Origin of the sequence: Anaerovirgula multivorans, assembly GCF_900188145.1 — a bacterium.
Classification (GTDB): domain Bacteria; phylum Bacillota; class Clostridia; order Peptostreptococcales; family Natronincolaceae; genus Anaerovirgula; species Anaerovirgula multivorans.
In genome coordinates, this window is record NZ_FZOJ01000004.1 from 210,012 (window position 1) to 231,828 (window position 21,817).

A 21,817-nucleotide genomic window follows, 5' to 3' on the forward strand; every position below is an offset into this window, starting at 1 on the left:
TGGCCCCATTGCCTTTTAAAAACACGCCATTGTGCTTTGTTTTATTCATTTTTAAAATTAAAACGTATTTCTGTTCCATCCTCATTAGAGTTCATTTGAAGATTACCATAAAGTCTTTCTCGGACAATACTTTTAACAATACTTAACCCCAAGCTTTTTCTTTTCACTGTTTTTGTATCAAAGCCTACGCCATTGTCTATAACAGTAACCTGGGTATAAACTTCCCCCTTTTGGATACTAATTTGGATGTTGCCTTCTTCCCTTCCATCAAAGCCATGTTCTAAGGAATTTTGCAAAAGCTCATTAACCACTAGTGCAATAGATGTAGCCTTATCTGAGTTTACAATGATAGGATCTCCTTCTATATGAATACGGATATTTTTCTCTGGAGATAGTACATAACTCATGATACTTTCCTTTATTTTTTCTAAAATGGTTCGTAAATCAACATCATCTAGTCCCTTCTGGGCTAGTAATTCGTGAGTAATGGCAATACTTAAAATTCTGCTAATACTTTCATTAAAAGCTTGCTTTGCTTTACCATCATGAATTCGCCGGGACTGCAACCTCAATAAGCTGGCGATTGTCTGTAAATTATTTTTAACCCGATGGTGTATTTCGCTAATAGCAACAGATTTTGAAACCAGTTCCATTTCTTTCTCTTTTACCTCTGTAACGTCTTTGATAATCATAATAAATCCAATAACTTCATTTTCATCTTCCATAGCCACATATTTTACTCGAAGGGATAGTTTTCCTATCTTTACTTCCACCACATTAACAACATCTTTATGAATAACACCAGAGAAGCTCATACCACCTAGGGTTAAGTTATTAAAAGATAATCCAATGATTTCATCTTGATACCCCAGCTTTTTATAAAGCTGGGAAGCCTCAGGATTGCAATAAGTAGCAATGCCTTTACTATTAAACATAATAATGGCTTCATTGACATGATGAATAATTGTATTCTCTGCTCTTTTTAAAGTGCTTAAGGTTTCTGTTAATTTTTCCGTTATTTCTAATAAATCTTCCATTTCCTTGTCTCGCTTAATGTCCTTTGTAATATCTTGTTCAATAATCAAAACACCAATCACTTGACCTTTCTTATTCTTTATAGGCTCCACATTTTGTCTTACTGTCTTATTCTCCTGTGTTAGTGCCTTTAAATCTCTAGAGGAAACACCAGTTTCTAGTGTCCGTAAAGCAGCAGGTTCATTTTCTCCCAAAGCAAATTTTCCAACAACTGAATACTGATACATGGACTCTTCTTGACTTTGTTTAGCTTCTGCTACAACAATAGCGATATTGGGGATATTGGTTAGACAATCAATGAAGACATCAGCTTTAATAGCTCTCGCAATTAATGGTAACATTTGCTTTAGGTTTTCTAGAATAAGAATATCTGTGTCGGATAATTTTGTATAGGTTTCACAAAGCTCCCTTAACATCCTTTCACCCCTTAGCATCTTCTATTGATTCATTGTAATTATCTTCGCTATTTCCCCCATAGAACGCCTTTTAGACATACTTAATGTTCTTATTTTGCTGTAGGCTTCTTCCTCTGAAAGTCCTTCATTTTTCATCAGAACTCCCTTTGCTCTTTCAATCTGCTTTCTGTCCTCTAGCTGGGTTTGAGCTTTTTTTACTTCTTTTTTCATTTCATTAAATTCTTTACTTGTAGATATCGCAACCTCTAGGGTAGGCAGTAAGTTCTTTTCATTAATTGGTTTAACAACATATCCCATAGCTCCTGCTTTTTTAGCTTCTTCTACAAATTCCCTACTACTATAAGCAGTTACCAATACAATACATTCTGCTAGTTCATCTTGATTAATTATTTTAGCAGCCTTTAAACCATTTAACAAAGGCATCTTAACATCTAGCAATACTAAATCAGGTTTATACTTCTTGCACAGCTCAATCGCATCAAATCCATCTGAGGCTTCTCCTACAACATCGTAGCCTTCTTCATGTAACATTTCTAATATATCCATTCTAGTAATAGGCTCGTCGTCGGCTATTACTACTCGCCCTTTCATGGCATCTTCCTCCTTTGATACTTTCATAATCTCCGTTGATTACTTACACCTTTATTCTAGATTATACAATTAATTTAAGGTGTCTAGGACGTTTTTTATTGAATTTTAGTTTCCTTTTTTTCAAGATAAGTTTTTATTTCCTTTAACCCTTCCGCAGTTACAGAGCTTACTTTAAAAATCCTCTGAGCTCCCGCAGCATATAAGATTTTTTCAACAACTGAAGTATCTTTTTCTAAATCTATTTTAGTAATAATACCTATTACAGACTTATTAAAAAAGCTTCCAAAACCAGGAGGGAAAATACAATCACATTCATTAGCAGCTTGCAGAAGACCTATAACATCACAATCTACAGAAGCACTTATAATAGCATGATAGTACCTTCTATTTTCGATATATTCCCCTGGAGTATCTAAAACATGATTAGAAAATTCCATTGTTTGGGTTTTCTTATAACTGAGTTCTTGCTGATTTAATTTTTGGCTAAGGGAAGTTTTCCCATTACCGCTTCTTCCTATTAAAATAATTTTCTTCATCTAGATTCCTCCTAAGATCGAGTTAATTTTGCAGGGGTAAAATTTAGTGTGTTAGTCAAGATGTCTATAACTCCAATCAAAGCAGATTCTACACTAGAAACATCCCCTGTAATAACTAAAGAACCACTAAAACGATCTAGGAAACCGATTTCCACACTGGCAGATTTAGTAGCCACATCAGCTGCTATGATGGCAGCCTCACTAGGTGTTATGGTTAAAATCCCTATGGCATTGTACCGATCTTCTGTTAGCCCAAGCTTTTTATAAATACTGTGCTCAGGATGGGCAATTAAATGGGCTAATGTGACTTGCTTTCCTGGTACATATTCCTGAACCACTCTTTGTTTTTCTTCTACGGCCATCAAGTCACTCCCTTCATAATCTTAGTGCAAAAATATAGAAAAGCCTGCAAAGAAAAAAGTGTTTTCTTTCTTGCAAGCTTCATCGCTTCATTAACATTACACACCGTTGTGTAATTATATTAAATTATTGATATTATAATACCATAGTGTACTCTATATGACAAGCTTTTTCGACATAATTTTCTATATAATTTTACTATTTTACCGTTTGAAGGTCCTAAACCTTCTTAAGGTGCTTCTTTTTAACACTTCAAATAAACCTATACAAATAACAATAAAAGCAATTATCATAATATTGTAATGTATTTCTCTTTACTCCATAGAGTAAGGGAGAGTCCCATTGACTCTCCCTTACTCTATTTTATTTCTACAGAAATAATATTATCCTGCAGCTTAGCTGTATATACAATTTGCCCTATTTTTAATTGTAGATTTTCCTCTACTCCTTCAAAGATTATATCTCTTCTATGGGTAATGGTTCCATCTAACTTTTTATCATAGTCTATCGTATCTGTTCTAATAAATTTCAAACTCTTATTATCTCCTTTTAAGTCAACATCCAACAGGGTCATATCCTCTTCCGTCTCAATAGTTATATAGGTGTTGCCCTTCTCCACTCTGATATTTTCTATTTTAATTTCTCGATGATCATATTCAATCACTTGAGGAAGTTCGACTTCTAATAGATCTATAGTCATATTCGGTCTTCGCAGAACCGATAACCCCTCAAGTTGAATTTCTAGCTTCTCCATATTCTGTGGTAGAGGTTCAAAAGCCAATCTAAAGGTATAGCCCTTCATATTCGTACTCATACCCATACCAGCACCTTGATTTCTTATCTCCCTACCATTGGCCAGAAGCTTTATATTCATATCGCCAATCCTAGTTAGATCTCCTGTCATCTGTTCTTTAACAAGTTCCAATAGATTATTGATGCTTCCCTCTATCAAGGTTTGAGTAGGGGTAGCTGTTATCTTTTCGAACTTCACCTGTATCTCTTCAACTTCTATTGTCTTGTTTATGTTTTGTTTGATAGTATGTCCCATAGCTTTGTTTCTATCCAATGTAAAAGAAAGGGATGCAGTTTCTTGAAAATCATCTTTACCCAAGGTATATTGGAAGGTTAATTTTCTTTCAAACATCCATGGAGTGTCAAAGGCTGCAATGTATACAATCTCCTCTTGATTATCATCTATATAATTTCCCATACCACTCTTCATCCAATAACTCTTGAACAATCCTTTAAATTCCATATGATCATGATAGTTGTGAAGATGTTCCTCTAGATTCTTCACCCTATAAAAGGCCAGCATTTGATTATCATCCATCATAATCCCATCTAAGATAACCTCTATGCCATTTTCAAAGGTATGGGATTGACCTATCTCTTGGCCTTTTCCCATTTGATTTAAATCCTTTAAACTTTCTGACATAACTGAATCATATCCCATGATTTTTTTGCCATAATAAGCAAAGGTGTCAAAGTGATACCCTACAAAAAGAAAGAATACTAATACAACTGCTATAGCCTTGCTATTCCATGTAAATCTCTTTTTGTACTGTTGCCTTTTCAGTGCACTTCTTAATCTCTCCTCCATCTCCATAGGAGCTTCTATATGATCGTATTCTTTTTTCTTTTCCTGCAACATTTTTTCTATGTCCATTATCTTTTGCCACCTCCTAGTGCTACCTTCAATTTCTCAATCCCTGTAAATATCCTTGATTTTACCGTGCCTAATGGAGCATTGGTGATCTCAGCAATGGTTTCATAGTCATAGTCCATATAATATCTTAGCTTGATAGCCTCCTGCTGTTTGATATTTAGCTTCTTTAATTCTTGCTCCAAATCCATCGCTTCTTCACGATTCCTAATACTATCCTTCTCATCAGCAACTTCCCATTGTTCTAAATGTATTACTTTCTTTCTTTTTCTTATCAAATCTCTACATTTGTTTACTAATATGGTTTTACTCCAGCTATAAAAAGCTTCTTCTTTTTTTAAAGTTTTTATCTTTTTATATAATATGACGATCATATCTTCAAGGGCATCTAGGGCATCTTCACGATTTTGGGTATAAGTATAGGCTAGTTTATAATACTCTTCCTTCTTACCCATAATAATTTGTACCAATGCATCTTGATCCCCTGACTTTGCTTTTTTTACTAGTTCATTGATTTCCACCCTTCACCCTCCTTTGCTACTTATAAGAGTGTTTATCTATATAAAAAGTTCAAATTTTTTTATATCTTGCTTTCTATGGGTATGTACTTATAAGAAAGATTATGTGCAACAACGTTGAAACAGCAATGTATTAATGTAGGGGCGATCTATGGTCGCCTAAATATGAATAAGACCTGGCGACCACAGGTCGCCCCTACAACATCGAACAATGATTTCTATTTCGCATGTTCTATCAAGGGCGAAACCGTAAACCGTGTATATTAAATTTTAAGTCTAAAGGCATATGTCTATATAGCTATAATATAATTATCAACATATATTTTAAACCGAATAATTATAAAAAACTCTATAAAGCAAAAAAAGACAGATATTAAATATCTGCTTAAATAATATTTTCTGCAATTTTTTCTATCGTAGTACATTCATCCATACTTTTTTTTCGAAGATATTGGTATGCTTCCTCTTCTGAAAGATTCATTTTTTTCATTAATATTCCCTTTGCTTTATCTACTTTTTTTCTAGCTGACAAGGTTTTTTCTAATTTTTTTACCTTTGCCTCTAACATAGTAATTTTTTTGAGATTAGCTAGAGCAAATTCGATAATCTGATGTAGATGAATTGCATTTACCGGTTTAGTAATATAAGCAAAAATACTCATGTTTCCTAATATTTCATAAAAGCTTTTGTCTGGATTACCTGTAATAAAGACTACCGTTGATATACCATCACCTTCGATAATCCGCCCCAATTCATAAGCGTTAATACCCCATATGTTTACATCAATTAGTACAAGGTGAGGTAGTATCTTTCGAGCAATTCTTAGCACCCCTGACCCATCAGTGGCTTCATAGATTTTATATCCTTTTTGAGCTAATATATTACAAATTTGCTTTCGTGATGTAGAACCACTGTCCGCCACAACAATACGGTAATTGTCCATGTTACCACCTCAGTCCTAGTACCCTGCGTCACCTAAAATTATGTGTAATCTCTGGTTATATTTCCATATAACTGCGTTGTCGTCAATCGGAATACAACAACGGTATTTCTCAATCCTCCGCCTTGCTCTATGAAAATTTTCCTCAGAGCTTACAGCATTTTTTAAATGATGCAGGGCACTAACCAAATGTTTTAATATCTATTATACACCTATTTTGACAAGAAGGGTACCATAAATGGCACCCTTCTTCACTAAAATTTTCTTAAATATCTATCTAATTCCCATTGTGTCACATACTTGGAATATTCCTTCCATTCATACAATGCTGCATCCACAAACTTATTGCTAATATGTTTACCTAATGCTTCTTTCACAACTTCATCTTTTTCTAATTCTTGCACGGCTTCGTATAAATTGCCAGGTAATCCTACAATACCCTTTTCCTTCATTTCTTCTTCACTCATATGATACACATTGCTATTAACAGCTGGTGGTGGAGTCAATTTATTTTTTATTCCATCTAATCCAGCCTTTAAGACTGCTGCTAATGCTAGGTATGGATTTGCAGATGGATCTGGATTTCTTAATTCAACTCTTGTAGAATTTCCTCTCTTAGCAGGTATTCTAATCAATGGACTTCTGTTACTGGCTGACCAAGCGATAAGCACTGGCGCCTCATATCCTGGAACAAGTCTTTTATAGGAGTTTATTGTTGGATTCGTTATAGCAGCAAAACTTTTGGCGTGTTTTAATACTCCTGCCAGATAATAATACGCCGTTTCTGAAAGCTTCATTGGATCATTCTCATCATAGAAGGCATTTTTACCCTCTAATGTTGCTAATGACATATTTACATGCATTCCAGAACCATTGATACCGAACTTAGGCTTCGGCATGAAGGTAGCATGCAATCCATGTCTTTGAGCAATAATTCTTACTGCCATTTTAAAGGTCATAATATTGTCCGCTGTTTTTAAAGCATCTGCATATTGGAAATCTATTTCATGTTGTCCTTGTGCTACCTCATGATGTGAAGCTTCTATATTAAAGCCCATTTGCTTTAAGGTCGCCACCATATCTATTCTGGCATTACCACCTAAGTCTATTGGTGCTAAGTCAAAGTATCCTGCATTGTCATGGGTTTCAAGGGTAGGCTCTCCTTTTTCATTGGTATTGAATAAGAAAAATTCACATTCTGGACCTACATTCATAATATAGCCCATTTCTTCGGCTTCTTTAAGCACCTTCTTAAGAGCATTTCTTGGACATCCATCAAAGGGAGTGCCGTCAGGTCTGTAGACATCGCAAACCAATCTTGCTTCCTTGACTTGCCCACTCCAGGGAAACACTGTAAAGGTTGATAAGTCTGGCCGAAGATACATATCAGACTCTTCAATTCTTACAAATCCATCTATAGAGGAACCATCAAACATAATTTCATTATCTAATGCCTTTCCTAATTCCTCAATGGTAATGGAGACATTTTTCATTACTCCCATAATATCTGTAAATTGCAAATGAATGAATTCTACCCCTAATTCCTCTGCATGTTTTAAAAGTTCTTCTTTACTATAATTCTTTTTCATCACAGTGACCTCCTTAATATTATTAATAATAAAAATAAAAAAAGCGACCACAACAGAAGGGATACTTGATTCCTTTTTGATGCGGACGCCTTTGCCCGAAATAAATATATTTTTTTATGATAATGATTATATGATAAAAATGAAAATTATGCAACCCTAAATTTGCACTTTTTTTAATTTTTCTTCAATAATTTCCTTTACTATCTGAGGATTGGCTTTTCCTTTTGTGGCTTTCATGGTTTGCCCCATAATATATCCTATTGCTTGAGGTTTACCATTTTTATAATCTTCTATAGCTTGTAGATTTTGTGATAGAACCTCCGCTGCTATTTTTTCCAACTCACTTGTATTACTGATCTGACTTAAACCCTTCTCCTCCACCAGTGCCTCTGGGGACTTATCTGTACGCACCATCTCATCAAAGATCTCTTTACCGGCGGTGCGACTGATTTTTCCTGTCTGAACTAGCTCTATTAGCTTCGCTAAATAGTTTGCCTTTATTGGTACTCCTTCTTCACTAATGTCTATATCTTTTAAAACTCTTAATAAGTCCACTGTTATCCAGTTAGCAGCTTCTATAGGGTTAGCACCACAGGATAATACCTCCTCAAAGTAATCTGCCAGTTCTTTTTGTCCTATTAAGATATCTACCTGCATTTCCTTTACTCCATGTTGTTGTATAATCCTTCTTTTTCTTTCCTCTGGAAGCTCTGGAATATTTTCAATAGCTCTTTTTAAGAAGTCCTCTTCAATCAAAACTGGTTTTAAATCTGGTTCGGGAAAATATCTGTAATCATGGGATTCCTCCTTAGATCGCATAGGTATGGTCTTCCCTTTTGCAGCATCCCACTTTCTGGTTTCCTGCTGAATTTTGTATTCTTCCTTGTATTGATATAATTCTCTTTGTCTTTTTTCTTCTTTTTCTAATGCCTTTAAAACTTCTTTAAAGGAGTTTAGGTTTTTAATCTCTACCCTTGTATTTAAAACTTCTGTTCCAATCTCTCTAATGGAAATGTTGGCATCGCATCTTAAGGAGCCCTGTTCCATTTTGCAATCAGAAATTTCAGCATACTGTAATATGGACTTTAAAGTTTTCAAAAAAGCCACAGCTTCTTCAGGCGATCTTAAATCTGGTTCTGTTACAATCTCAATCAGAGGCACGCCCGTCCTATTGTAATCCACTAAACTAATAGGTTCATCCTCTAGATGAATAAGCTTTCCTGCATCCTCTTCTAAATGAATCCTAGTAATGTTGATTCGTTTACTTTTTTCACCTAATGCTACATCTACATAACCCTTACTACAAATGGGTAAATCGAACTGAGAAATTTGATAAGCCTTAGGTAAATCTGGATAGAAGTAGTTTTTTCTATCAAATTTATTAATTCTATTTATCTCACAACTCAAAGCAGTTCCTGCCTTCACCGCTAAGGTCACCACTTCTTCATTTAGAACAGGTAGGGTTCCAGGCATGCCAGTACAAACTGGACAAGTGTTTTCATTTGGGGAACTCCCAAAGGTTGTTGGACAGGAGCAAAAAATCTTAGACTTTGTAGCTAACTCAACATGTATTTCTAAACCTATAATCGTTTCAAATACCATAACTATACCTCCTTTAAAACTGGCATTACTTGGTGAATGCCTAGCTGTTGCTCTAAACTGTAGGCTGCCTTCAATAATTGCTTTTCTGAAAAATGATTGCCAATAAACTGTAGTCCTATTGGCAACTTAGATCTACTAAACCCACAAGGTATGGAGATGGCAGGAACCCCTGCAATATTGATGCTTACTGTGTAAATGTCTGCTAAATACATTTGTAATGGATCTTCTAGCTTTTCTCCAATGTTAAAGGGTAGTATGGGAGAAGTAGGGCTCAATATAATATCATAGCTTTCGAAGGCGTTTGCAAAGCTATCCTTTATCTTACTTCGCAGTAGCATCGCCTTTTTGTAATAGGCATCATAGTATCCCGAGGATAGAACATAGGTCCCCATCATAATTCTTCTCTTTACTTCCTTTCCAAATGCCTCTGTACGGCTGTTTACAATCAATTCGTTTATTCCTTCAAAGCTATTAGATCGATAGCCATAACGAACCCCATCATACCTGGCAAGATTAGAGCTAGCCTCTGCTGAAGAAATAATATAGTAAGCTGATAAAGCAGAATCCATAATTGGCAAAGAGAATTCCTCTAATATAGCCCCCATTTTTTCTAAGACTTCCATAGAATCCTTCATTGCCTTAGCAATCTCTGGATTTAGTCCAGCTTGAAAAAATTCCTTTGGTATACCTATTCTTAATCCTTTTATATCCTCCTGTAATTCTGATACATATTGACCTTCAATTTTTCCTTTATAGCTGGTGGTATCCATGCTATCCTGTCCCTGAATTGCCTGTAGACTTAGAGCACAGTCCTCAACAGTTCTAGTGAAGGGGCCGATTTGGTCCAGGGAAGATCCAAAAGCAATCAACCCATATCTTGATACCAAACCATAGGTTGGCTTTAACCCAACAAGTCCACAAAAGGAGGCGGGCTGTCTTATAGAACCTCCAGTATCAGAGCCAAAGGCGAGAGGAGCAAATCCTGCTGCCACAGCGGCTGCTGACCCACCAGATGAACCTCCTGGTACCTTCGTCGTATCCCAAGGATTTTTAGTAGCAGTAAAGGCGGAGTTTTCCGTAGAGGAGCCCATAGCAAATTCATCCATATTGGTTTTCCCAATAATTATAGCTCCAGCCTCCTTTAGTTTTTTCACTACTGTTGCATCATAGGGAGGTACAAAATCCTCAAGCATTTTAGATGCACAGGTGGTTTTCATGCCTCTAGTACAAATATTGTCCTTGATGGCAATTGGAATCCCTGCCAGTAGTCCTACTTCTTCTCCCTTTAGCATCCTTGCATCTATAGCCTCTGCATCCCGTAAAGCGGCATCTTCATTTAAACTAATAAAGGCTTTTATACTACCATCAAACTTCCTTGCTCTATCTAAATAATCTTTTGTTATTTCTATAGCTGAGAAGTTCTTCTCTTTATATCCCTTTTGTATATCTTGTATTCTCATGGCTTCTACCTTCATCTTATCACTCCTATTCTACAATCTTTGGAAGTTCCAAGTAACTTTCTCTTTTACTCTTAGCGTTTTGGAACAATTCCTCCTGATCTTTAAAAGGTTGAACTTCGTCATCTCTAAATACCGAGATAGCATTTTCTCTTTCCCTCATATCAGTATTTGTGTAGTCTTCTCTATCAAGATTATCAAAGTGGGATAAAATACTATCAAACTCCTTTGCAAAGACAACAGCTTCCTCCTCAGTAAAATCTAGTTTTGCTAATTTGGCAATGTATTGAATCTCCTCACTGGTTATCTTCATCCTATATTCCTCCTATGGTGTTATTCTGTTCATATCCCTAGGTAGTAGGGTTGATTCTCTAATATTGTCTAGCCCTAACAGCTTCATTGTTATTCTTTCAAGTCCTATAGCAAAGCCTCCATGGGGGGGCATACCATATTTGAAGCTATCTAAATAGAATCCAAAATCCTCAGGCTTCAAGCCAAATTTTATCATATTGTCCCTCAACATTTCATAATCATGAATTCTCTGGCCACCAGTAGTAATCTCTAAACCCTTATAGATCAAATCAAAGCTTTTGGTTGCTCCCTCATATTGGTCATCTGGCATTGTATAAACTGGTCGCTTAGATGCAGGGTATTTTGTTAAAAAAACAAAATCACTGTTGTATTCTTCTTGAATATACTTCGAGAATAGTATTTCTCCCTCTGCATCTATATTGCCCAATGGAGATTTTTTATCATATTTCTCTAGTAGAATCTTTTGTGCTTCAAACAATGGAATTTTTGGTATCTCCTTAATCTTCGGCAGTACAACATTATACATCTCCAGTTCTTTTTTACAGTTTTCCTCTAAATGCTGAAATAAATGCTTTAAAAAGCCTATTTCAAATTCCATTAAATCATATTCATCCTTGATAAAAGCAGTTTCAATATCAAGGCTGACATATTCGTTAAGATGCCTCCATGTATTATGAAGCTCTGCTCTATAGGCATGACCTATCTCAAATACTGATTCAAACCCTGCTCCCACCATCATTTGTTTATAAAACTGAGGACTTTGGGCTAAAAAGGCTCTTCTATCAAAATAATTTACAGTAAACATCTCTGAGCCACCCTCTGTCCCCGAGGCGATGATTTTCGGGGTATGTATTTCATGAAACCCTTGCTCTTTAAAATACCCCTTAAAGGCTTCTACAATTTCTGCTTGTATTTTAAAAATTGCTCTTCGATCAGGTCTTCTTAAACTAATGTATCGATAATCTAATTCTGTCTCTAATGTAGCCTCCACCTTTTTTTGATTGATGCTGAAGGGTAGTAGATCATAATAGGTTTTTCCGATGATTTCTATTTCCTTTACCTGTACCTCTATACCACCAGGAGCTTTTCCATTTTTTACTGGAATCCCCTTGACCTCTACGGACATTTCTAGCTTTAACTGACTAAGAATTTTTTCATCCTCAATTACCAGTTGTATAACCCCTGACTTATCCCTTAAAAAGACAAAGGCAAATTTACCAAAGCTTTTCATCTTATGAATCCATCCCTTTAATAAAACCAAGTCATCCATTATCTCAGTTAATTCAGCTGCTAATACTCTTTTCATTCCTTTCACTCCTTTTTTATGATTTTTTAAATTAAAAAAACCCTTCATCCCTATATAAAAGGGACGAAAGGTTATCTCTCGCGGTACCACCCAAATTAACTAAATCAATTAGTTCTCCTCAGTAAGCACGGAATAAATCTAAATCTATTCGATACCCTCCAAGGTTAACGGTTTGGTGCCGTCTAAATCTACTCTCCAAATGGATTTCGGTTAGAAACTCAAAGATGTTCTTCGATATGGTCTTCGTATTGGTCTCTCACCATCACCAACTCGCTTTGACTATCCCGCATATCTACTCTTCTTTTCATCGTCTTTAACATATACTAGCGTTAAAAATTATTATTGAAAATAATTATATTTTTTATGCATGAAACTGTCAAGAGTTTTTTTGTAATTTATTGATAATTTTATATATTCCTAATAAAAACTTTTTAAATAGAACAGCATCCCATAGCTGTACAATCATGGGATGCTTCATTACTATTTTCTCCAAATATCAGTAACTAATCCATTTTGGACCTCTATATAAACTTCTCGGTTTACGTAACTATCAGGTATATCTAATCCTGCTTTAACATCGAAAATCGAATGGGCCCCATCTTTATTCAATATGATGTAGGGACCATCATTGTCTTTAAAAGTTCCTAGCAATACCCCTTCATGTCTAGTCGTCTCACTCACTACCGTCAACTTTAGGATAGTTTCGTCTTTAATGGTTACATTTACCTTCATGTTGACTGAAAGATCATCAAATGTCTTTTTATTTCCGTTGATTTCTATAACAGTATTCCTATTTACATAATAAGTCTCTCTTTTGTTGTCGTAGGATAATGCTATCTTTTGATCTTTTTCATTGATTGAATAAACTGTAGCTCCTCTAATACTCCAAGTTTCATCTTCCACTACATCCCCAGTTTTTCCTATAATCTTGGTGATAACATTATCTTTGTCTAATTCCAAGTAGACTTCGTAGCCTTTTTTTATATCTTTTAAGACAGCATCTTTGTCATCTAATTTTATTTCAGCCCTATTGGCTACCAATAAGGAAATAATAGCTTCTCCTTCTTCAATGGTAATTCTTCTCTTATTTAAGTCTATCTCTTTCACTACTGTTTCATATTCTCCATTGATAATTCTATTGTCTCCTTCTATTTCTTCTAAACTAAATCGTTTCTGAATCCCCGGAGGTAAACCTCCCTTTTTCGCCAATCCTGGTGGCACGAAGGCTCCTACTGCTGATAACGCCAAGGTGAAGAACATCATCAATACTAAAATACCTGCTAATACTTTTTTCATGCTTTATAACCTCCTTAAATAATTTTTCTTCTTTTAGGTTTCATTATATTATTACGAAACAATTGGTAGTTTTTGGGGGCACTTTGGAGATAAATCATGAAAAAAGTGTGTGAATATAGTAGCAAGCCCATGCCATTAATATATTCCCAATTATTAGTCCAATGAATTCTATTGTAGTGAATCCATTAGATATCAAATAACTAATGCCGCTGATAGTTCTTATTTTTTCAGTGAATTATTAAACTAATCCCTTTAAGAAACTAATACCATGCTTAAGAAGGACATACCCATATTATACAGGTTTACTGTTGCCTGTATTCTATTCCGATGAACTCAATTAACTACTTAATTCGTTTCATAATGGGATGATCTTCTTTCAGTTCTAGTAAATCCCATAAGTTCCCATATAAATCTTTAAATACGGCCACCATTCCATAGGATTGATTTTTTGGCTCTCTCACAAATTCTACTCCCTTTGAGATCATTTCATTATAGTCTCTCCAAAAATCATCAGTGTTTAAAAATAGAAAAACCCTACCACCTGACTGGTTACCTATAAATGATTTTTGTTCAGGTTTAGATGCTCTTGCAAGTAATATTGTGGTACCGACTGACCCGGGAGGCGATACTACGACCCACCTTTTATCTTGTTCGGGCTGATAAGTATCTTCAACTAATGTAAAATTAAGCTTCTTTGTATAAAACTCTATTGCCTCATCATAATCTTTCACAACTAGAGCTATATGAACAATTGATTGAACCATTTTCTCAACTCCTCCTAATTTTAGACTTACTTTATTCAGCAAACCTCTACGGTAGAGACTAACTTTCGTGAATCTGCGGCAGAACGCCGCATCCTTGCGTCTCGATAAAATTACTTTTCATCCAAAAATATGCTTCATTAGCGTCCAAACTACCGTAATGTAGATCCACAAAAAGCCTGGCATGATAAACAGAACGATAATCCATGTCTTTATACGTCTTTGCTTTTGATACGCCTTTTCTAAGTCCGTCATATTTTCTTCATCAGAAATGCTAGTTCCCTCCATATCCACTTCATTTTGAGTATCTACTATCTCTTGTGCCTTTTTCAATAATCTTGAAGGGACATACAGATTAACTCCAAAATTCGTTGCCCCCATATATATCTTTAAATATCCACCTGCTTGATTGTACTTTTTTAAAACAGGAATTCCATTAGATAGTAAAAGAGATTCTAGGACTTGTGCCTCAAGATCACTATTAACCGCTATTAAAAATGCTTCTTTGTCGTAGTCCACTTCTCGATCAACCTGTAATTCAGATGCCAATGCAACATTACATTCACTACAAATATTAAATTCTTCTCTATATTCTGCCTTGCATTTTGGACACCATGTCATAAAAAACTCTCCCTTCGCTTTAATTAAATGTACCTTTTATTATTTCAAAGGATTTTCAAGCGTCAATGATAACTCGCTAGACATTTTAGCTTTGAGATATCTAATTTGTAATTTTGTCACATTTGAAGCCTCCATTAATTAGGGAACTGCAATATAATTGTCTTCTAAAATCAAAAAATCTCTGTAATAAGAATCATCTACATTAGCATAAAAAGGGGATTCTTTATCATCATCTAGATAAACAATACCGATAATCTCTTCTGTTTTAGGTGGTTCAACAAAATTTCCTTCTAGCTGATTCAATTCATTAAATATATTCTCTATAATTATTTTTTCATCATTATTTTTTCTTCGATAATTTTACCTTTTGATTGTATATTATTAGACTCAGCATTAATTTCTTCTTGAACTAATCTATCCTCATTAGATATCTTTGTCATGTCATCATATTTTTTGTTCATTTCTTCAATGTTAGCTTTGGCTTTATATGTTAATTCGTATAATTTCTTAACCTGTTTAGAATCGTAGAGTATGATTTGATGTCTGCTAAACCTCTGTTATATGCTGTCCCGTCGGCTCTGCACTTTCTAATGCACCATAATAAATTTTGTCTGCCTTTGGTACAAACAGTAATAAAGTATATACCATTTTGCCTATACTCATAATCCTTTAACCTTATTTTCTTTCTTTTTGGTAATTCCTTCATAAAATCACCTTATTTAGGAATATTATTCATCAAACCAGCGGGTAGATACGGAGACCTACTCCTACAGAATCCATGTTGCACATAATTCATCTGATATTCAGCAACATCAGACAAATCAATTGACCCCAGCGCCCTGCTCCGATATTGGGGTGTCACTTAACGATTTCGTTGTTGCCGATGTTCATCAGCTCTGTTTCTTACGAATTTGTTACCCTAGAAGCTGATGAATGTTGGCAACAACCTGTTATCTGATGTTGCGCGCAGACACTTTCTATAGCTATAAGTTATTCATTTGGTTCCGAAGTCCAACCTTTAACATTATCGCTAATATTAAAAACTAATCCTTTGTTTTTTATATACATTACATTTTCATCTGGATATGTTGTAATATCATCATTTTCACGAGTTCCTACATCAAGTATTTGTAATATTTCTGAACTGTTATTTATGAACTGATGTGCGATATCTTTACCAGCAGGTTTTGAAATTACATCACCTGCCATTATCGATATTTCTTCACCGTTTATTCTCAAAATACCTTTTCCACTTATTATAAGAAAAAACTCTTCTTGCTTTGAATGCGAATGATACTTTACACTTTCAGCACCAGGTTTTACATAGTCTATGTTCACATAAATTTTTTCACAGCCAATGGCATCACCTATTAATACTGTTTTCATTTTAGATTGAAAATCCGGGTCATACATATATTCCTTGGGTATATTATTAATATTAGATATATTATTCATTGAATTTCTCCTTTCTACAACCTTTAATTCATAATACTTTTATAGCGCGCAATGTCAGATAACGATTAGGATCGCATCTGAAGTTGAAAGAATAATAAGTTAACCCTTCTATAATTACTTTTCTTCGGGTAATAACAACATTATTTATCACTATTTCTCTTTCAATTTCAGATGTGATCTAGTTAGACGGAAGCGCCTTAGCACTCTCCTATGAGATTTCAATCTTCCCCATTCCCTTTTTAATTCCTAATAATGTTATATAATTAATAGATTTCTTTTAATAACTTAAATAATAATTTCTATTTTTCTCCTGTAATTCCTTCAATTTATTACACTTTTTCCCATTTTTATTGATTTTTCAGTTACTTCTATTAAAAAAGCACATTCTTATCCCTTGGTAGTTCTAATTGTTTTTTAATTATGCTATTCTTTCTTTTAACTGTGGCGGCGAATAGCATCGTGAGTGTACCTACCAATATATTCCAAGACATATTTGTCACTTTTAAAGGGTTCTAGGGATACACAGAACTTATATATTAATTATTTTTTCAAAATTTTGTAAAATCCTCTACATTATCACATATTTCTACTAATAAAATCCTCTGCATACTGAAAATTGGAGCATTATTATAGGGATAGCTCCCTACTGTATATCAACAGATAGAGCTATCCCTATAATTTTTTGAAAATACGATTTTATGCAGTAATTTGTCCTTCTTTTTTCAATATATCACGATAAGCAGGAGAGCTAACCTTCACAATCTTAGTTATATAAATACTCCAGTTATCTAAAATTACTTTTGCCTTCTGACTATTGGTATATTTGTAATGTTTTTCAATTAGGCTTTTCACCACTCTTATATCTTCGTTATTATTTAAAGCTTCCACCTCTACCCTTTCATGATTGACTCGATCTATAAAGCCTTCCTCCTCCAGTACATAGGCAATTCCTCCACTCATACCAGCACCAAAGTTTTTGCCAGTTCTACCTAAGATCACCACAACGCCATCTGTCATATATTGGCATCCATGGTTTCCAATTCCCTCTACCACTGCAACAGCTCCACTGTTTCTAACAGCAAAGCGTTCCCCAACAGTACCGGAGATATAAGCTTCTCCAGAGGTGGCTCCATAAAGTAACGTATTACCAGCAATTACATTGTGACTAGAATCAAAGGTGCTTTTTTTCGGAGGTGTCACAATAATTTTCCCCCCCGATAATCCCTTTCCTAAATAGTCATTGGCATCTCCCTCTAAATGAAGAGTTAAGCCACTTGCAGCAAAAGCTCCAAAGCTTTGTCCAGCAGAACCAACAAATTTGAATTGTATCGTATCTTCTTCCAAACCCTTTTCTCCATATTGCTTTGCAATCTTTCCACTTAGCATCGTGCCAACTGCACGGTTTGTATTAAATATTTCAAAGGTTTTCTTTACTGAATTTCTTTTTGATAATGCATCCTTAGCAGTCTCTATAAGCTTTTTATCTAACACATCACCAGTTGGATGTTCCTGCTTCATGGTACATCTTCCTTCGATTCTAGAAGGCAATTCTGGTCTATATAGAATAGAGCTGAGATCAAGATACATCGCCTTATGATTTTGTATCCTTCTTACTTCCAGCATATCTACTCTCCCAATCATTTCTTCAACCTTTCTAAAGCCTAGCTCCGCCATAATTTCTCGAACTTCCTCAGCTACAAAGATAAAGTATGCTATTAAGTCCTCTGGTTTCCCCTTAAATCTCTGTCGAAGCATAGGATCTTGGGTAGCAATACCTACCGGACATTTATTTAGATGACACCTTCTGCACATGATGCATCCACTAACTACAAGTGCAGCTGTGGAAAAGCCATATTCTTCTGCCCCTAATAGTGCAGCTACAACAACATCTCGTCCTGTTGTCATTTTTCCATCTACCTGTAAAGTTATACGACTTCTTAAGTTATTTAAAAGCAGTGTTTGCTGTGCTTCCGCCAAGCCCAATTCCCAAGGTACCCCTGCATACTTCATAGAGCTGATAGGTGCCGCACCAGTCCCACCATCATGCCCACTAATCAACACAGCATCAGCATGACCTTTAGCAACCCCTGCAGCAATGGTACCAATACCAGCTTCTGCCGCTAGCTTTACACTGATTCTAGCGTCTTCATTGGCATTTTTCAAGTCAAAAATAAGCTGTGCTAAATCTTCTATCGAATAAATATCATGATGCGGCGGTGGAGAAATCAAATCGATTCCTGGCAACGAATGACGAACTCTGGCAATCTCTTCTGTCACCTTACTTCCTGGCAGATGACCGCCTTCCCCAGGCTTTGCACCCTGGGCCATCTTAATTTGAATTTCTTCACAGTTTACAAGGTAGTCAGCAGTGACACCAAATCTTCCAGAGGCTATTTGTTTTACAGAGCTTTTCCGTACATTACCATTAATATCGGAATAATACCTTTTAGCATCTTCTCCTCCTTCTCCACTATTGCTTTTTCCTCCAAGCTTATTCATAGCTATTGCCATTGTCTCGTGGCATTCCTTACTAATGGAACCAAAAGATATGGCACCTGTAGTAAAGCGCTTTAATATTTCTTCCAATGGCTCAACTTCATCTATGTCTATGGCCTTACCTGTCTTAAACTTCAATAGACTTCGTATCGTATTGATCTCTTCTTCATTACCATGGATATCCTGCACAAAGTCCTTATAGGCACTATCATTTTTTGTTCGACATGCTGCCCGAAGAGTTTCAACCCGTCTGGGAGTAAAGACATGATATTCCCCTCCTTCTCTCCAGAAAAGTTCTCCTCCAACATCTAACTTTTCATTATGGGCTTGAAATCCTTTGTTTCCTAGAGTATGTCTTGCTATTACTTCTCCAGCAATAACATCTAAGCCAATACCAGAAAGTCTCGAGGTTGTACCTGTAAAGTACTTTTCCACTACATCTTCATGAATTCCCAAAACTTCAAAAATTTGAGCTCCATGATAGCTCTGTAGAGTTGATATCCCCATTTTTGAAATTACTTTTAATAGCCCTTTTTCAACAGCTTCACAGTAATGATCATAGGCTTTTTCCGTATCGGTTTCTTGAATATATTTTCCCTCCCTTACCATGTGCCAAATAGACTCAAAGGCCATGTAGGGATTGATAGCTTTTGCACCGTAGCCAATTAATAGAGCAATATGCATTACATCCCTTGCATCTCCACACTCCATAATAATATCTACGTGGGTTCTTAGCTTTTCACTAATCAAATGATGATGTACTGCCCCTAATGCTAATAGACTCGGAATAGGTGCATTGTATCTATCAATATTCCTGTCACTCAACACTAAAATGTTGTATCCCTGCTTAATATTATCAACTGCTCTTTTACAAAGATAATCTAATGCCCCCTGTAGCCCCTTCTCCCCTTTATCGATTTCAAAGGTAATAGGTAGAGTAACCGCCTTGAAGTCTTCTGTATAAATGTTTCTCAGCTTTTCAAGGTTATGATTTTTTAAGATAGGCTGTTCTAATTGAATAAAAGCTTTCCTTTTTTTTGTTTCGACTTCATCTAATAGCTGACCATGTTGGCCTATAAACTGTATTAATGACATTACACTTTTTTCACGAATGGGATCAATTGGAGGATTGGTAACTTGAGCAAACTTCTGTTTAAAGTAGTTAAATAATAGTTGTGGCCTATCTGATAATGCAGCTATCGGTGTATCTGTTCCCATAGCACTTATGGTTTCTTCTTTGTTATCTACCATGCTGGCAATAACATGTCTCAATTCCTCTTCTGTATATCCAAAAACCATTTGATTTTTAAGTAAGATGTCTTTATTCATCTTTCTTAATTCTCCGTAATCTTCAAAGTCATCTAAAGATACCTTATTCTCATTAATCCAGTTATTGTAATCCTTAGCGGTTACAATTTGATTCTTGATTTCCTCGTCGAACCGAATTTTGCCCTCTTCCATATCTACGATAATCATTTCATTTGGTTTCAAGCTACCTTTTTTTAACACATTATCTGGTTCTGCCTCTATTACACCTGTTTCCGAAGCCATTACAAACAAACCGTCTTTCGTTATCAAATAACGGGCTGGTCGAAGTCCATTTCTATCTAGGGTTGCACCTATTTTTCTTCCATCAGTAAATACAACAGTGGCTGGGCCATCCCATGATTCCATAACCCTAGCATGATACTGATAAAAACCCCTTTTTTGTGAATCCATTTTGTCATCCTCTTGCCATGCTTCAGGAATCAACATCATCATTACATGTTCTAAAGAATGCCCATTTGCTACAAAAAGCTCAAATATATTATCTAGGCTTGAAGAATCACTTCCACCTTCCTCAATAACAGGTAAAATTTTCTTAAAGTCTTCTCCAAAAACCTTTGAATTCATTAATCCTTCTCTCGCCTTCATCCAATTGATATTTCCTCTTATCGTATTAATCTCACCATTATGGGCGATATACCGAAAGGGATGAGCTAGCTTCCAGGAAGGAAATGTATTAGTACTATATCTTTCATGAACAACAGCTAATGCAGTTCTAAAGGATTTGTCCTTTAAATCTATATAAAAATCCTCCAGTTTATAGCCTAAAATTTGTCCTTTATAAACCAACGTATCTGTTGACAAGCTACATATATAGAAGGCATCTGTATAAGGTCGGTTGCTTTCGTTAATTGCATTTTGTATGCACTTCCGAATAATTAATAAATTTCTTCTAAATAAGTCCAAGGATTGATGATCTCTTGCAATAAAAACTTGACTTACTACAGGTCTTGTGGCTCTTGCTGAATTCCCACATTCCTTTTCTTCCACTGGTACCTCTCGCCACCCTATAAGTCTTTGACCTTCTTCTCGCAGTATTCTTTCTACCATCCCTTCGCAATATAATCTAGCGTTTGGTTCTCTAGGTAAAAATAGCATGCCCACCGCATACTCACCAAGTACTGGAAGTGTATCTCCTCTTTTTTCTATTTCCTTTTTAAAAAAATCATGTGGGATTTGAACCAATATTCCTGCTCCATCCCCTGTTGTGGCATCTGCACCTACAGCTCCACGATGTTTTAGCTTCTTCAAAATTTGTAGTCCCTGCTTCAAAATGTCGTGGGTCTTCTCTCCTTTTACGTTGGCAATAAAGCCAACACCACAGTTTTCTTTCTCCATAGCAGGGTCATAAAGACCCTGTCGTTGAGGTAATCCATACTGTCCCATAACACCATTACATCCCCTTCCCTTTTATACATATTTGAATGTTTTTTGTATTCAATTTCATTTTTTTAAATTTTTAAACAATTTATTAGTTTTTGAAAAGTCTATCTATTGTTTTAAAAAATATTTTATCATGTTTCTCTCAAGGAATCAA

Annotated in this window: 18 protein-coding genes and 1 other annotated feature; all 18 genes read right to left on the reverse strand. The window is 35.4% G+C overall.

Annotated elements, in window-relative coordinates; all coding sequences use genetic code 11:
• Positions 1 to 41: 41 nt before the first annotated feature.
• A complete protein-coding gene (locus CHB72_RS06070) occupies positions 42 to 1,451 on the reverse strand; it encodes a sensor histidine kinase (RefSeq protein WP_089281973.1) in 1,410 nt (469 codons plus the stop codon).
• Positions 1,452 to 1,472: 21 nt separating this feature from the next.
• Positions 1,473 to 2,042 carry an ANTAR domain-containing response regulator gene (locus tag CHB72_RS06075; RefSeq protein WP_089281974.1) on the reverse strand — a complete coding sequence of 190 codons (570 nt, stop codon included), beginning with the start codon at positions 2,040 to 2,042 and terminating at the stop codon, positions 1,473 to 1,475.
• A 95-nt stretch (positions 2,043 to 2,137) separates the two neighbouring features.
• On the reverse strand, positions 2,138 to 2,578 hold the full coding sequence (locus CHB72_RS06080) for a EutP/PduV family microcompartment system protein (protein WP_089281975.1): 441 nt from the start codon (positions 2,576 to 2,578) through the stop codon (positions 2,138 to 2,140).
• Between the two features lie 11 nt (positions 2,579 to 2,589).
• On the reverse strand, positions 2,590 to 2,940 hold the full coding sequence (eutS, locus tag CHB72_RS06085; protein ID WP_089281976.1) for an ethanolamine utilization microcompartment protein EutS: 351 nt from the start codon (positions 2,938 to 2,940) through the stop codon (positions 2,590 to 2,592).
• 356 nt (positions 2,941 to 3,296) lie between these two features.
• Positions 3,297 to 4,604, reverse strand: coding sequence for a DUF4179 domain-containing protein (locus CHB72_RS06090; RefSeq protein WP_089281977.1), 1,308 nt, complete (start codon positions 4,602 to 4,604; stop codon positions 3,297 to 3,299).
• Positions 4,604 to 5,122 carry an RNA polymerase sigma factor gene (locus CHB72_RS06095; protein ID WP_089281978.1) on the reverse strand — a complete coding sequence of 173 codons (519 nt, stop codon included), beginning with the start codon at positions 5,120 to 5,122 and terminating at the stop codon, positions 4,604 to 4,606. Before CHB72_RS06095 ends, CHB72_RS06090 begins: the two co-directional genes overlap by 1 nt.
• A 382-nt stretch (positions 5,123 to 5,504) precedes the next feature.
• The gene (locus CHB72_RS06100) at positions 5,505 to 6,062 is read right to left on the reverse strand and encodes an ANTAR domain-containing response regulator (protein ID WP_089281979.1); all 558 of its coding nucleotides are present in this window, start codon (positions 6,060 to 6,062) and stop codon (positions 5,505 to 5,507) included.
• A 251-nt stretch (positions 6,063 to 6,313) separates the two neighbouring features.
• Entirely contained in the window at positions 6,314 to 7,648 is a 1,335-nt protein-coding gene (glnA, locus tag CHB72_RS06105; protein WP_089281980.1) for a type I glutamate--ammonia ligase, read from the reverse strand.
• Positions 7,649 to 7,804: 156 nt separating this feature from the next.
• Positions 7,805 to 9,250 carry an Asp-tRNA(Asn)/Glu-tRNA(Gln) amidotransferase subunit GatB gene (gene gatB / locus CHB72_RS06110; RefSeq protein ID WP_089281981.1) on the reverse strand — a complete coding sequence of 482 codons (1,446 nt, stop codon included), beginning with the start codon at positions 9,248 to 9,250 and terminating at the stop codon, positions 7,805 to 7,807.
• 2 nt (positions 9,251 to 9,252) lie between these two features.
• On the reverse strand, positions 9,253 to 10,725 hold the full coding sequence (gene gatA / locus CHB72_RS06115) for an Asp-tRNA(Asn)/Glu-tRNA(Gln) amidotransferase subunit GatA (RefSeq protein ID WP_089281982.1): 1,473 nt from the start codon (positions 10,723 to 10,725) through the stop codon (positions 9,253 to 9,255).
• A gap of 10 nt (positions 10,726 to 10,735) precedes the next feature.
• Positions 10,736 to 11,020: an Asp-tRNA(Asn)/Glu-tRNA(Gln) amidotransferase subunit GatC gene (gatC, locus tag CHB72_RS06120; protein ID WP_089281983.1), complete on the reverse strand. Its 285-nt coding sequence runs from the start codon at positions 11,018 to 11,020 to the stop codon at positions 10,736 to 10,738.
• Between the two features lie 12 nt (positions 11,021 to 11,032).
• Positions 11,033 to 12,325: an aspartate--tRNA(Asn) ligase gene (gene aspS, locus CHB72_RS06125; RefSeq protein WP_089282058.1), complete on the reverse strand. Its 1,293-nt coding sequence runs from the start codon at positions 12,323 to 12,325 to the stop codon at positions 11,033 to 11,035.
• 56 nt (positions 12,326 to 12,381) lie between these two features.
• Positions 12,382 to 12,642, reverse strand: a binding site (T-box leader).
• 163 nt (positions 12,643 to 12,805) lie between these two features.
• Positions 12,806 to 13,621 carry a hypothetical protein gene (locus CHB72_RS06130; protein ID WP_089281984.1) on the reverse strand — a complete coding sequence of 272 codons (816 nt, stop codon included), beginning with the start codon at positions 13,619 to 13,621 and terminating at the stop codon, positions 12,806 to 12,808.
• 341 nt (positions 13,622 to 13,962) lie between these two features.
• Positions 13,963 to 14,385 (reverse strand): VOC family protein, encoded by a 423-nt coding sequence (locus CHB72_RS06135; protein WP_089281985.1) that lies wholly within the window; start codon positions 14,383 to 14,385, stop codon positions 13,963 to 13,965.
• A gap of 117 nt (positions 14,386 to 14,502) precedes the next feature.
• On the reverse strand, positions 14,503 to 15,003 hold the full coding sequence (locus tag CHB72_RS06140) for a putative signal transducing protein (protein ID WP_089281986.1): 501 nt from the start codon (positions 15,001 to 15,003) through the stop codon (positions 14,503 to 14,505).
• A 138-nt stretch (positions 15,004 to 15,141) separates the two neighbouring features.
• Positions 15,142 to 15,306, reverse strand: coding sequence for a hypothetical protein (locus CHB72_RS26340; RefSeq protein WP_176431224.1), 165 nt, complete (start codon positions 15,304 to 15,306; stop codon positions 15,142 to 15,144).
• Between the two features lie 687 nt (positions 15,307 to 15,993).
• Positions 15,994 to 16,458 carry a cupin domain-containing protein gene (locus CHB72_RS06145; RefSeq protein ID WP_089281987.1) on the reverse strand — a complete coding sequence of 155 codons (465 nt, stop codon included), beginning with the start codon at positions 16,456 to 16,458 and terminating at the stop codon, positions 15,994 to 15,996.
• A gap of 696 nt (positions 16,459 to 17,154) precedes the next feature.
• Complete coding sequence (gltB, locus tag CHB72_RS06150) at positions 17,155 to 21,666, reverse strand: glutamate synthase large subunit (RefSeq protein ID WP_089281988.1); 4,512 nt, start codon at positions 21,664 to 21,666, stop codon at positions 17,155 to 17,157.
• Positions 21,667 to 21,817 lie beyond the last annotated feature (151 nt).